Annotated in this window: 12 protein-coding genes; 8 read left to right on the plus strand and 4 right to left on the minus strand. The window is 66.4% G+C overall.

The window, feature by feature from the left end:
* Positions 1-31 precede the first annotated feature (31 nt).
* Genes F3J43_RS17705 through F3J43_RS17725 form a run of 5 tightly spaced genes read left to right on the plus strand, consistent with a single transcriptional unit; the run spans position 32 to position 6521 of the window.
* A complete protein-coding gene (locus tag F3J43_RS17705; RefSeq protein WP_205297938.1) occupies positions 32-3481 on the plus strand; it encodes a response regulator in 3450 nt (1149 codons plus the stop codon).
* Between the two features lie 4 nt (positions 3482-3485).
* Positions 3486-4307, plus strand: coding sequence for a CheR family methyltransferase (locus tag F3J43_RS17710; RefSeq protein ID WP_166889436.1), 822 nt, complete (start codon positions 3486-3488; stop codon positions 4305-4307).
* On the plus strand, positions 4304-4879 hold the full coding sequence (locus F3J43_RS17715) for a chemotaxis protein CheB (protein ID WP_166889439.1): 576 nt from the start codon (positions 4304-4306) through the stop codon (positions 4877-4879). The genes F3J43_RS17710 and F3J43_RS17715 overlap by 4 nt, the downstream gene beginning before the upstream one ends.
* Positions 4873-6099 (plus strand): hybrid sensor histidine kinase/response regulator, encoded by a 1227-nt coding sequence (locus tag F3J43_RS17720; RefSeq protein WP_166889442.1) that lies wholly within the window; start codon positions 4873-4875, stop codon positions 6097-6099. Before F3J43_RS17715 ends, F3J43_RS17720 begins: the two co-directional genes overlap by 7 nt.
* Positions 6100-6143: 44 nt before the next feature.
* The gene (locus F3J43_RS17725; protein ID WP_166889445.1) at positions 6144-6521 is read left to right on the plus strand and encodes a response regulator; all 378 of its coding nucleotides are present in this window, start codon (positions 6144-6146) and stop codon (positions 6519-6521) included.
* Positions 6522-6524: 3 nt separating this feature from the next.
* On the opposite strand, the gene F3J43_RS17730 is transcribed toward F3J43_RS17725, so the two are convergent.
* Positions 6525-7253 carry a DUF899 domain-containing protein gene (locus F3J43_RS17730; protein ID WP_166889448.1) on the minus strand — a complete coding sequence of 243 codons (729 nt, stop codon included), beginning with the start codon at positions 7251-7253 and terminating at the stop codon, positions 6525-6527.
* Between the two features lie 138 nt (positions 7254-7391).
* Entirely contained in the window at positions 7392-8057 is a 666-nt protein-coding gene (locus F3J43_RS17735; RefSeq protein WP_166889451.1) for an HAD family hydrolase, read from the minus strand.
* 330 nt (positions 8058-8387) lie between these two features.
* On the opposite strand from F3J43_RS17735, the gene F3J43_RS17740 reads away from it, so the two are divergent.
* A complete protein-coding gene (locus F3J43_RS17740) occupies positions 8388-9248 on the plus strand; it encodes an RNA ligase family protein (protein WP_166889454.1) in 861 nt (286 codons plus the stop codon).
* 14 nt (positions 9249-9262) lie between these two features.
* Positions 9263-10408 carry an AAA family ATPase gene (locus tag F3J43_RS17745; protein WP_166889457.1) on the plus strand — a complete coding sequence of 382 codons (1146 nt, stop codon included), beginning with the start codon at positions 9263-9265 and terminating at the stop codon, positions 10406-10408.
* Positions 10409-10433: 25 nt separating this feature from the next.
* Here the strand turns inward: F3J43_RS17745 and F3J43_RS17750 are convergent, their stop codons facing one another.
* Together F3J43_RS17750 and F3J43_RS17755 are read right to left on the minus strand one after the other, a co-directional pair.
* Complete coding sequence (locus F3J43_RS17750; protein WP_166889460.1) at positions 10434-11255, minus strand: aldo/keto reductase; 822 nt, start codon at positions 11253-11255, stop codon at positions 10434-10436.
* Positions 11243-12148: a LysR family transcriptional regulator gene (locus F3J43_RS17755; RefSeq protein ID WP_166889463.1), complete on the minus strand. Its 906-nt coding sequence runs from the start codon at positions 12146-12148 to the stop codon at positions 11243-11245. Before F3J43_RS17755 ends, F3J43_RS17750 begins: the two co-directional genes overlap by 13 nt.
* A gap of 121 nt (positions 12149-12269) precedes the next feature.
* Here F3J43_RS17755 and F3J43_RS17760 point away from each other — a divergent pair, with 121 nt between their 5' ends.
* Positions 12270-12968, plus strand: coding sequence for a CoA transferase subunit A (locus F3J43_RS17760; protein ID WP_166889467.1), 699 nt, complete (start codon positions 12270-12272; stop codon positions 12966-12968).
* Positions 12969-12999 lie beyond the last annotated feature (31 nt).

Genomic DNA, 12999 nt, shown 5'->3' on the forward strand with positions numbered 1-12999 from the left:
CGGGCCTTTTCTGATGATTCAAGCAGCCTCGATGGATCAACGCAGCTTTCGCAAGTTGCTCAGCCGCAATGTCGGCCTGCCCCTGGGAGTGGGGCTCCTGGGGGCCGTGGCCTTCGTCGTGGTGATCAACTACCTGCTCAACGCCATGCAGTGGGTGGAGCACACCGACCGGGTGATCGGCAACGCCACCGAGACGCTCAAGCTGTCGATCGACATGGAGACCGGCATGCGCGGGTTCCTGATCACTGGCGACGAGCGCTTCCTCGACCCCTATGAAGTCGCCAAGCCACGTATCTTCAGCAGCCTCGACAAGCTGCGCGGCATGGTCCTGGACAACCCGCCGCAGGTCGAGCGCATCGACCGCCTGGTGGCGCTGCAGCGCGCCTGGAATGACTTCGCCGGGGAGATGATCAGCCAGCGGCGTGGCAAGGGCGACTATCAGCAGTCGATCGGCAATGGCCGCGGCAAGCGCATCACCGACGAGGTACGCAAGGAGTTCGATGCCTTCGTCGCCACCGAGCAGCAACTGCGCATGGCCCGCAACGACAAGGTCAGCACGGTCACCGTGGTCTCGATCTCGGCCTTCGTGCTGTTCATCGTCGCCCTCAGCGCGTTGCTGGCCTACCTTGGCCGGCGCGACCTGCTGGCGTTGTCGGCCAGCTACGTCGACAACCTGCAGGCCCAGCAGCGCTCGGCCGAGCGTCTGGAGCACCAGGCCTGGCTGCGCGCCGGACAGACCCAGCTGGCCGGGCAGGTGCTGGGCCAACTGACCCTGCCGATGCTCGGCGACAACATCCTGCGCTTCTTCGCCAGTTACCTGGGCAGCGTGGTCGGCGCGCTTTATGTGCGTGACGAGCATGGCCGCCTGGTGCGGGTGGCCTGCTATGGGCTGCAGGCCGAGCAGCAGGCCCGCGAACAGGTGCTGGGCGAGCATGGCGACCTGCTGGCCCAGGCCCTGCAGCAGGGCCGTCTGCTGCGCCTGGACGCCTTGCCCGAGAACTACTACCAGTTGAGCTCCGGCCTGGGTCATGGCCTGCCGCGCAGCGGCGTACTGATGCCGTCCAGCGACGATGGGCAGATCAACGGCGTGCTTGAACTGGGCTTCCTGCGCGCGCTCGAGGAGCGCGACCTGGAACTGCTCGAGCGCGTCGGTGGCGCGCTGGGCATCTCCATCGAGAGTGCCCGTTATCGCCAGCGCCTGCAGGAAATCCTGGCCGAGACCCAGCAGCTCAACGAAGAGCTGCAGGTGCAACAGGAGGAACTCAAGACCGCCAACGAGGAACTGGAGGAGCAGTCGCGGGTGCTCAAGGAGTCCCAGGCCCACCTCGAGACCCAGCAGGCCGAGCTGGAGCAGACCAACGAGCAACTGGCCGAGCGCACCGAGGCCCTGGACCGCAAGAACAGCGAGTTGAACAGTGCCCAGCTGGAGCTGCAGGCGCGCGCCGACGACTTGCAGCGCTCGAGCAAGTACAAGTCCGAGTTCCTCGCCAACATGTCCCACGAGCTGCGTACGCCGCTCAATAGTTCGCTGATCCTGGCCAAGCTGCTGGCCGAGAACGGCGAGGGCAACCTCAGCGAGGAGCAGGTCAAGTTCGCCGAGTCGATCTATTCGGCCGGCAACGACCTGCTCAACCTGATCAACGACATCCTCGACATCGCCAAGGTCGAGGCCGGCAAGCTCGAGGTGCGCGCCGAGAACACCCCGCTGGAGCGTCTGGTCGAGGGCTTGCAGAGCATGTTCCGGCCATTGGCCCGGGACAAGGGCCTGGACTTCGAGGTGGCGCTCGAGCAGCCGCTGCCGGCGAACCTGTTCACCGATCGCCAGCGCCTGGAGCAGATCCTCAAGAACCTGTTGTCCAACGCCATCAAGTTCACCGAGCGTGGCCAGGTCAGCCTGCGCATCAGCCAGCAGGCCGGCCATGGCATCGTCTTCGCCGTGCGCGACACCGGCATCGGCATCGCCGCCGACCAGCAGCAGGCGGTGTTCGGCGCCTTCCACCAGGTCGACGGCACCAGCAACCGCAAGTACGGCGGGACCGGCCTGGGCTTGTCGATCTCCCGCGACCTGGCGCACCTGCTTGGCGGCCAGATCAGTGTCGACAGCAGCCCGGGGCAGGGCAGCGTGTTCAGCCTGATCCTGCCCGAACACTTCAAGCCTGCGGTGGGGCCGGACAAGGTCCACAGCCTGCGCCCGGCGGTCGATGCACTGCCTCCGGCGCCGCCAGTGCCAGCGCCGGTCAAGAGCGAGCGTCCGGCCCCAGCCTTCGCCGACGATCGTGAGCGGGCGCCGTTCGACAACCGTTGCATCCTGGTGATCGAGGACGAGCCGAACTTCGCCCGCATCCTCTATGACCTGGCCCATGAGCTGGGCTACAGCTGCCTGGTGGCCCACGTTGCCGACGAGGGCTTCGAGCTGGCCGCGCAATACCTGCCCGACGCGATCCTGCTGGACATGCGCCTGCCTGATCATTCCGGGCTCACCGTGCTGCAACGCCTCAAGGAGCAGGCCGGCACCCGGCATATCCCGGTGCATGTCATCTCGGTGGAGGACCGCGTCGAGGCGGCCATGCACATGGGCGCCGTCGGCTATGCGGTCAAGCCCACCAGTCGCGAGGAGCTCAAGGCGGTGTTCGGGCGCCTCGAGGAGAAGCTCACGCAGAAGCTCAAGCACATCCTGCTGGTCGAGGATGACGACCTGCAGCGCGACAGCATCGCCCGCCTAATCGGCGACGACGATATCGAGATCACCGCCGTGGCCCTGGCCCAGGACGCCCTGGCGTTGCTGCGCGAGAACATCTACGACTGCATGATCATCGACCTCAAGCTGCCCGACATGCTCGGCAACGAGTTGCTCAAGCGCATGACCGCCGAAGACATCCGCAGCTTCCCGCCAGTGATCGTCTACACCGGGCGCAACCTCTCGCGCGAGGAAGAGGCCGACCTGCTCAAGTACTCGCGCTCGATCATCATCAAGGGCGCGCGCTCGCCCGAGCGCCTGCTCGACGAGGTCACGCTGTTCCTGCACAAGGTCGAGGCGCAGCTGTCCAGCGAGCGCCAGCGCATGCTCAAGACCGCGCGCAGCCGCGACAAGGTGTTCGAGGGGCGCAAGATTCTGCTGGTGGACGACGACGTGCGCAACATCTTCGCCCTCACCAGCGCCCTGGAGCACAAGGGTGCCATCGTCGAGATCGGCCGGAACGGTCGTGAGGCTTTGCAATGCCTGGAGGCCAACGACGACATCGACCTGGTGCTGATGGACGTGATGATGCCGGAGATGGACGGCTACGAGGCGACCCGGCTGATCCGCCAGCAGCCGCGCTGGCGCAAGCTGCCGATCATCGCGGTGACCGCCAAGGCGATGAAGGACGACCAGCAGCGTTGCCTGCAGGCCGGCGCCAACGACTACCTGGCCAAACCGATCGACCTGGACCGCCTGTTCTCGTTGATCCGGGTCTGGCTGCCGCAACTGGAGCGAATCTGACATCTTGACCAGCGACCGCAACACCGATATCGAGATCCGCTTGCTGATCGAGGCGATCTACCTCAAGTACAGCTACGATTTTCGCGATTACTCCGGCGCTTCCATCAAGCGCCGGATCCTCCATGCCCTGCGCCAGTTCGACTGCCGCACGGTGTCGGCGCTGCAGGAGCGGGTGCTGCACGATCCGGGCATGTTCATGGAGCTGCTGCAGTACCTGACGATCCCGGTCAGCGAGATGTTCCGCGACCCGGGGCATTTCCTCGCGCTGCGCAACGAAGTGGTGCCGCTGCTGCGCACCTGGCCGTCGCTGAAGATCTGGATCGCCGGTTGCAGCACCGGCGAGGAGGTCTACTCGATGGCCATCCTGCTGCGCGAGGAGGGCCTGCTGGAGCGCACCATCCTCTATGCCACCGACATCAACCCGCATTCGCTGGAGCGCGCCAAGCAAGGCATCTACTCGCTCAAGAGCCTGCGCGAGTACGAGGAAAACTACCGCAGGGCCGGTGGCCGGCGCGACTTCGCCGAGTACTACACGGCCGCCTACGGCAACGCGATCATGGACAGCAGCCTGCGCGACAACGTGACCTTCGCCGACCACAGCCTGGCCACCGACAGCGTGTTTTCCGAGACCCAACTGGTGTCGTGCCGCAACGTGCTGATCTACTTCAACAAGGGCCTGCAGGACCGCGCCCTGGGGTTGTTCCACGAGTCGTTGTGCCATCGCGGTTTCCTGGTGCTGGGCAGCAAGGAGTCGGTGGACTTTTCCGCCTACGCCGAGGGCTTCGAGCCGCTGGTCCGGCCCGAACGGATCTACCGCAAGTCATGAAGGGCGTGCGCGCGGTGGTCATCGGCGCCTCGGCGGGCGGCGTCACTGCGCTGTTCGGCGTGCTCGGCGCGTTGCCGGCGGATTTCGCGATCCCGGTGCTGTGCGTGCTGCACCTGCCGGACGATCGCCACAGCCAGCTCGCCGAGGTGCTGCAACGGCGCCTGCGCCGACCCGTGCGCGAGGCCAGCGACAAGGCGGCCATCGAGCCCGGGCTGATCTACGTGGCCGGGCCGGGCTATCACCTGTCGGTGGAACGTGACCTGACCCTGTCGCTGAGCCAGGAGGAACCGGTGCATTTTTCGCGCCCGGCGATCGACTTTCTCTTTGCCTCGGCAGCCGACGCCTATGGCCCGGGCCTGTTGGGCGTGCTGCTCACCGGGGCCAACGAAGACGGTGCCGAGGGCCTTTTGCAGATCAAGAACAGTGGCGGCCGGACCGTGGTCCAGGACCCCCGCGAAGCACAGGTCGCGCTGATGCCGGAGGCCGCCCTGGCCCTGCATCGCCCCGACCATATCCTCTCCCTGAGCGGTATCGGGCACTTGCTCGCGACCCTGGAACCCAGCGCATGCTAAGCCACATCACCGCGAAACTGCTGATCGTCGACGACCTGCCGGAGAACCTGCTGGCCCTCGATGCCCTGATCCAGGGCGAAGACCGCGAGGTGCACCAGGCCCAGTCGGCGGAGCAGGCGTTGTCGCTGTTGCTCGAGCACGAGTTCGCCCTGGCCATTCTCGACGTGCAGATGCCGGGAATGAATGGCTTCGAACTGGCCGAGCTGATGCGCGGCATGGAGAAGACCCGCAGCATCCCCATCGTCTTCGTCAGCGCCGCCGGGCGCGAGATGAACTACGCGTTCAAGGGCTACGAAAGCGGCGCGGTGGACTTTCTGCACAAGCCGCTGGACACCCTGGCGGTGAAGAGCAAGGTCTCGGTGTTCGTCGACCTGTTCCGCCAGCGCAAGGCCCTCGACCGCCAGCTCCAGGCCCTGGAGCGCAGCCGCGAGGAGCAGGCGCTGCTGCTGGCGCAGTTGCAGGTGGCCCGCGGCGACCTGGAACGGGCAGTGCGCATGCGCGACGACTTCATGTCGATCGTCTCCCATGAAGTGCGCACGCCACTCAATGGCTTGATCCTCGAGACCCAGCTGCGCCGCATGCACCTGGGCCGCGGCAACCTGGCGGCGTTCAGCGAGGACAAGCTCAAGGCGATGGTCGAGCGTGACGAGCGGCAGATCAACAGCCTGATCCGCCTGGTCGAGGACATGCTCGACGTGTCGCGGATCCGCACCGGCAAGCTGTCGATCCGGCCCAAGGTCTTCGATCTCGGCCAACTGGTACGCGCCCTGGTAGAGAACTTCAGCGCCCAGGCCAGTGCCCTGGACACGCATATCGAGCTGCTGGGCTGCCAGGCGCTGCAGGGCGAGTGGGACGAGTTCCGTATCGAGCAGGTGCTGGCCAACCTGCTGTCCAACGCGTTGCGCTACGGCGAGCGCAAGCCGGTGCAGGTGCGGGTGTTCGCCGACGATGGCCAGGCTTGCGTGCAGGTACGCGACCAGGGCATCGGCATCAGTGCGCAGGACCAGCAGCGGATCTTCCAGCAATTCGAACGTATCGCCGCCCAGCAGGCCAGTGGTGGCCTGGGGCTGGGCCTGTACATTTCCGAGCAGATCGTGCTGGCCCACGGTGGGCGGATCCGGGTCGACAGCGAACAGGGGCAGGGCGCGACCTTCAGTGTCTACCTGCCGCTGCCGATCGTGGCGCAACAAAGCGACCAGCCGCAGGCAACCTCTGCGTAGGGCTGGGGTCCTATGGCCAACCTGTTGAATTCGAAGGCGTTGTCATGAGCGAAGATGCACAAGATGTAGTGCTGGTGGTCGAGGACGAGCCGGCGATCCGCATGATCCTGCGCGACTACCTGGCCGGCGAGGGCTACCACGTGCTGGTGGCCGAGGACGGCGAACAGGCGTTCGCGATCCTGGCCAGCAAGCCGCACCTGGACCTGATGATCACTGACTTCCGTCTGCCCGGCGGCATCTCCGGGGTGGAGATCGCCGAGCCTGCGGTGAAGCTGCGCCCGGACCTGAAGGTGATCTTCATCAGCGGTTACCCGGCGGAAATCCTCGAATCCGGCAGCCCGATCGCCCGGCGGGCGCCGATCCTGGCCAAGCCCTTCGACCTGGATGCCCTGCGCGAGCAGATCCACGACCAACTGCGCTAGGCGTCACTCACCGCAGCAGTGCGGCTTGGCGTTGGCCCCCTCGTAGCGGTCGTGATGGCGCACCCAGTCCATGGTGCCGGCCTCGTTGCGCCCCAGGGGGGCGAGGTCGAGGAAGTTGTAGGCGTTGATCAGGATGTCCAGGCCGCGGGCGTAGGTCGAATAGGTGTGGTAAATCGCGCCGTCGCTGTCCCGGTAGAAGGCGCTCAGGCCGGGCAGTTCGGCCTCGTTGCCGGAGTAAGGCGCGTAGTTGTAGCGGGCGCTGCCGTCGGTGGCGACGCTGACGCCAAAGTCCTCGTTGAAGCGGCTGGCGTGGGAGGAAAACCAGGGGAAATGCCAGCCCATGCGCTGGCGGAAGGCCTGGAACTCAGCGTAGGGGGCCCGTGACACGGCTACCAGGCTGACGTCATGGTGCGCCAGGTGCAGGTTGGCGCCATCGAAATGGTCGGCGAGGAACGAACAGCCCGGGCAACCTTCATTCCAGCCTTCGGCAAACATGAAGTGGTAGACCAGCAGCTGGCTGCGCCCGGCGAACAGTTCGGCCAGGCCCAGTTCACCGTGGGGCCCGTGGAAGCGATAGTCCTGCTCGACCCGTACCCAGGGCAGGGCGCGGCGGGCGGCGGCCAATTCGTCGCGCTGGTGGGTGAAGGCTTTTTCGTGCAGCCACAATTGTTCCCGGGCGGCGAGCCACTGGCTGCGCGAGACCACGGGGTGCTTGCTTGCGGGCTTGTTCATGAGGGCCACTCCTGGCACAGGGATTCTTCCCTGGTCGAATGGCGCTGGGCGGTTTCGACGGGCCGGCGAGGGTGGCCGACGAGTGGTGTGCACGCTGGCGCCTGCGCCCCATGCGTCGGCGCCGATTGCCGAGCGGACTCAGCCTGCCGCTTGCATGCGCTCGATCAACGCCCACAGCCGTGGGTCGTCATAATCGTCGATCACCAGCCGCGCACCGGCTTCGAGCAAGCGCGCCTCGGACTGGGTGGTGGTCAGCCCCACGGTGAAGATCCCGGCAGCCACCGCGGCCTGGACGCCCGGCAGCGAGTCCTCGAAGGCCAGGGCCTGCCCGGCTTGCGCCTGCAGGCGCTGCAAACCGGTGAGGTAGGGCAGCGGGTCGGGCTTGGGCCGGGCCAGTTCATCGGCCACCAGCACATGCTCGAAACGCTCGCCCAGGTTCATGGCCGCGAGCATGTGTTCGGCGTTCAGGCGCGGCGCGTTGGTCACCACGCACATGCCGATGGCGTGCCGTTCGGCGTGGCTCAACAGGCGCAGCAGCCCAGGCATGGGCGCCAGGTTCGGCGACAGCTCGCGGAACAGCGCCTCCTTGCGTTCGGCCAGGGCCTGGCGCTGGGCCGCGTCGGCCTGGGGGAACAGTTCGGCGAACAGCAGGCCGTTGGAACGGCCGCTGACCTGGGCATCGAACTGCTCCTGGCTCAGCCCTCGGCCGTCGTAGTCGTGCAACAGCTGGCGGAAGGCTTGCAGGTGCAGGGTGTCGGTGTCGGTGAGGGTCCCGTCGAGGTCGAACAGCAAGGCGGTGAGCATCGGGCATCCTGTGGTTGAAGAATCAATTCAGCAGGCAGCCATCATAGCCAGGCGCCGTGGGAAAAGTCATGCCACATGCAGGATCGTCGGCACTCGATGGCGAACAGCAGGGTTGACCGAAGGGTGGCGGATGCTGTTGAATGCGCGCCCTCAAGCCCCAGCAACCCTTTCCCCGAGTGGTGAAACCTGTGCCCTACGCCAGCCAACACGCCTGATACCGACGACGGTCCATCGTGCCTGATGGCTGCCCGCGCCCGTGCGCGGCGGCGCTTCATCGCTGTGCCTGCCTGATCCTGTCGTCGGTTTTTCCCTATTTCCAAGGAGAAACCCATGAACATGGACTTTCGTGCCGACGCGCACACCCTCGAACTGCTCAAGTACCCTCGCACACCGCACCTGGAAGGCTCGCGCCTGCAGGATGGCGACAGCGACGCCGGCCAGGTCCGCTATGCCTCGCTGGTCGGCCAGTGGCTGGTGGTGGAAGAAAAACTCGACGGCGCCAACGCCGGCATCAGCTTCACCGAAGGCGGTGAGCTGCGCCTGCAGTCGCGCGGCCACTACCTGACTGGCGGCGGTCGCGAGCGTCAGTTCAACCTGTTCAAGCAATGGGCCGTAGCCCATGAGGCCTGGTTGCTGGCGCGCCTGGAGGACCGCTTCGTGCTGTATGGCGAGTGGCTGCACAAGAAGCATTCGGTGTTCTACGACCACTTGCCGCACTACTTCTGCGAGTTCGATATCTGGGACCGCGCTACCGGGCTGTTCCTCTCGACCGCCGCGCGCCGACGCCTGCTGGCGGACGGGCCGGTGCTGTCGGTGCCGGTGCTGTACGAGGGCCCGGCGCCCCGGCGTCAGGCCGAGCTGATGGCGCTGGTCGGCGACTCGCTGGCCAAGACTGCGCGCTGGCGCGAGGTGTTCGAGCAGGTGCTGCGCCGCGAAGGCCTCGACCTGGCCCGTGCCTGGCGCCAGTGCGACCGCTCCAGCCGCATGGAGGGGCTGTACCTGAAGCGCGAGGACGAGCGCCAGACCCTCGAGCGGTTCAAGTGGGTTCGCCAGGACTTCGTCCAGGCCATCCTCGACGCCGACCAGCACCATGCCAACCAACCGTTCATCCCCAATCAACTGGCCGACGGCGTCGACCTGTACGCGCCCAGCCTGTCCATCGACTGGCTGGGCCCGCGACGCGGCTACTGAAGGAGCATCCCGAAATGGATATTCGACAACTGCAACAACTCGTGCCCGAGCCTGGGCGCGACTTCGATGCCGCTGCCTGCCTGGCGGTCATTCCGGCCCTGTCACGGCTGGCCGATACCCCGCAAGACCCGACCTACCACGCCGAGGGCGACGTGTGGATTCACACCCGCCTGGTGGTCGAGGCCTTGCTGGCGCAGCCGGCCTATCAGCAGGCCAGCGCCGAGCAGCGCTTCGTGCTGTTTTTCGCGGCCTTGCTGCATGACATCGCCAAACCCGACACCACGGTGATCGACGCCGAGACCGGGCGCATCGGCCAGCCCGGCCATTCGCGCCGTGGCGCGGTGGACGCACGCCTGTTGCTGTGGCGCGCCGGTGTGCCGTTCGAGCTGCGCGAGCAGGTCTGCCGGATCATCGCCGTGCACCAGTTGCCGTTCTTCGCCTTGCAGGGCGACCGCAGCGGCCGCAGTGCCGAGTTCCTGCTGCACAAGCTGTCGTGGGAACTGCCCGTGTGGATGCTCTGCGCGGTGGCCGAGGCCGACATGCAGGGCCGCGACTATGCCGGCAAGGCCGAGGTGCTGACCGCCATCGAGCTGTGGCGCGAACTGGCGGCCGAGGAGGGCTGCCTGCACGGGCCGCGGGCGTTCGCCGACGACTACACGCGCATCCAGTACCTGCGTGGCGCCAGGGTGCATCCCGATTATCCGCTGCATGCCCCGGAGGGCTCGTCGGTGGTGATGCTTTCAGGCCTGCCGGCCAGCGGCAAGGACACCTGGACCGCGCGTCACCATCCGCACCTGCCGGTGGTGTCGTTCGACGATGCGCGCCAGGCCCTGGGCCTGCGCCATGGGCAGAACGAAGGTGCCGCGGCGCACTATGCCATCGACCGGGCCAAGGCCCTGCTGCGCGAGCGTCGGCCGTTCGTGTGGAACTCGACGCACCTGTCGGCGCAGATGCGCAGCCGTACCCTGGACTTGCTGTACGGCTATGGCGCGCAGGTGCAGATCGTCTACCTGGAGCGCCCGGAGGGCGAGATCATGCGGCGCAACCAGCGGCGCGACACCTCGCTGCGCAACGATGATATCCGGCGCATGCTGTTCAAGTGGGAGGTGCCGCTGCCGACCGAGGCGCACCGCGTCACGTACCAGGCCGTGACCGGGTGAGGCGCGGTGCCCGCCAGTCACTGCCTCAGACCATCGCCAGGCGCTGCTTGCGCGTCGGGGCCGGGAACGCCTGGTCGATCATCCGGCAATCCTCTGCGTCCAGTACCAGTTCAGCTGCCGCAGCGTTCAGCCGCACATGTTCCGCTGCCACCGCCTTGGGAATGGCGATCACCCCCTCGCCACGGGTCACCCAGGCCAGGCTCACCTGCGCTGGCGTGGCGCCATGGCGCTCGGCGACCTGGGCCATGACCGGATGGCGCAACAGGCGTCCGGCCTGGGCCAGGGGGCAGTAGGCCATGGTCGGCAAGCGCTGTTCGCGACTCCAGGGCAGCAGGTCGAACTCGATGCCGCGTTCGGCCGGGTTGTACAGCACCTGGTTGGTGGCGCAGGCGGCATTGTCCAGTTCCTGCAGGTCGTCGAGGTCGAAGTTGGACACGCCCCAGCGGCGGATCTTGCCTTGCTCGACCAGGCGCTCGAAGGCTTCGACGGTCTCCTCCAGCGGATACTGGCCACGCCAGTGCAGCAGGTACAGGTCGATGCAGTCGGTGCCCAGGCGTTTCAGGCTGCGTTCGCAGGCTGCCGGCACGCCGCGCCGGCTGGCATTGTGCGGATAGACCTTGCTGACCAGGAACACCTGCTCGCGGCGTCCGGCGATGGCTTGGCCGACCACCTGCTCGGCACCGCCTTCGGCATACATCTCGGCGCTGTCGATCAGGCTCAGTCCCAGGTCGATGCCTTGTTGCAGAGCGGCCACCTCGGCGGCCTTGCGGCCTGGGTCTTCGCCCATGTACCAGGTGCCCTGGCCGATGGCCGGTACACGGGATCCCGCCAGATTCACATAACGCATGTCACCTCCTGTGGATGGGTATGGGCAAGCAGGACGTCGAGCAACGCCTCGGCGGCCTTGGACAGTTTATGGTCGCTCAGCGCGATGACGCCGATGCGGCGCTCGACCGTGGGCTCCACCAGTTGCACGCAGCGTGCGCCGAGCTGTTGCATCTGCTCGATGCACAAGGCCGGCACGGCACTGACGCCCAGGCCGCTGGCGACCATGCGGCCGATGGTCGCCAACTGATGGCTTTCGAAGGCCACCGCCAGCTTGCCATGGCCGGCCGCCAGGTGCTGCTCGAGCAACAGACGTACCGCCGAGGGGCGCTGCAAGGCGATGAAGTCCTCGGCCAGCAGTTGCTGCCAGCGCACCTGTGGCAGGCGGGCCAGGGGCGAGTCGGCGGGCACCACGGCGACGAAGCGATCCAGGTACAGCGGGTGGAAGCGCAGCGCCTCGCTGCTGTCGGGCTCGAAGCCGATGCCCAGCTCGACGCGGCGATGGCGCACCAGCTCCAGCACCTGCTCGTTGATCACGTCGTGCACGGTGACGTTGACCTTCGGGTAGCGCTGGCGGAACACCTTCAGCGACTGCGGCAGCAGGTTGCCGGCGAAGGCGGGCATGGCCGCCACCGAGACCCGGCCCAGTTGCAGGGTGAAGCGCTGGCGCAGCAGTTCCTCGGTGTCGTCCCAGTCGGCCAGCAGGCGCCTGGCCAGGGGCAGCAGCACCTCGCCCTCGGGGGTGAGGCTGACGCTGCGGGTGGTGCGGGTGAGCAGGGCGCCGCCGAGGTTGTCCTCCAGCGCCTTGATGGTCAGGCTCAGGGCCGGTTGCGACACGTGCAGGTGCTCGCCGGCCTGGGCGAAGCTCTGGTACTTGGCCACGGTGACGAAGGCCCGCAGCTGCTTGACGTTCATGACGGGGGTGAGCCTTTGTTTTGTAAAAGTTATCAATCGATGACGAAAACAAAATTAACAAATCAGTCGACTACAGTGAAGATGACCGTACGGTTCCAACAACTACAAAAGGCGACTGAGCATGGCCGGACTGGACAAGCGCGTAGCAACCTATGAAGAGGCCCTGGCAGGCCTGACCGACAACATGACGGTGCTGGCTGGCGGCTTCGGCCTGTGCGGCATCCCCGAAAACCTCATCGCCGAGATCAAGCGCCGTGGCGTCAAGGGCCTGACCGTGGTCTCCAACAACTGCGGCGTCGATGGCTTTGGCCTGGGCGTGCTGCTCGAAGAGCGGCAGATCCGCAAGATGATCGCCTCCTACGTCGGCGAAAACGCCGAATTCGAACGCCAGCTGCTCAGCGGCGAACTGGAAGTCGAACTCACCCCGCAAGGCACCCTGGCCGAGAAGATGCGCGCCGGCGGCGCCGGCATCCCGGCGTTCTTCACCGCCACCGGCTACGGCACCCCGGTCGCCGAAGGCAAGGAGGTGCGCGAGTTCAACGGGCGCAAGTACATCCTCGAAGAATCCATCACCGGCGACTTCGCCATCGTCAAGGGCTGGAAGGCCGACCACTACGGCAACGTGGTCTACCGCCACACCGCGCAGAACTTCAACCCGCTGGCCGCCACCGCCGGCAAGATCACCGTGGTCGAAGTCGAGGAGATCGTCGAGCCTGGTGTGCTGCTGCCCAGCGAGATCCACACCCCGGGCATCTATGTCGACCGGGTCATCCTCGGCACCTTCGAAAAGCGCATCGAAAAGCGCACCGTCAAGGCCTGAGCGCCGTCCTCGAGAACAACAAAGAGATCCT

It is taken from the genome of Pantoea sp. Cy-639, assembly GCF_011752525.1.
GTDB lineage: Bacteria > Pseudomonadota > Gammaproteobacteria > Pseudomonadales > Pseudomonadaceae > Aquipseudomonas.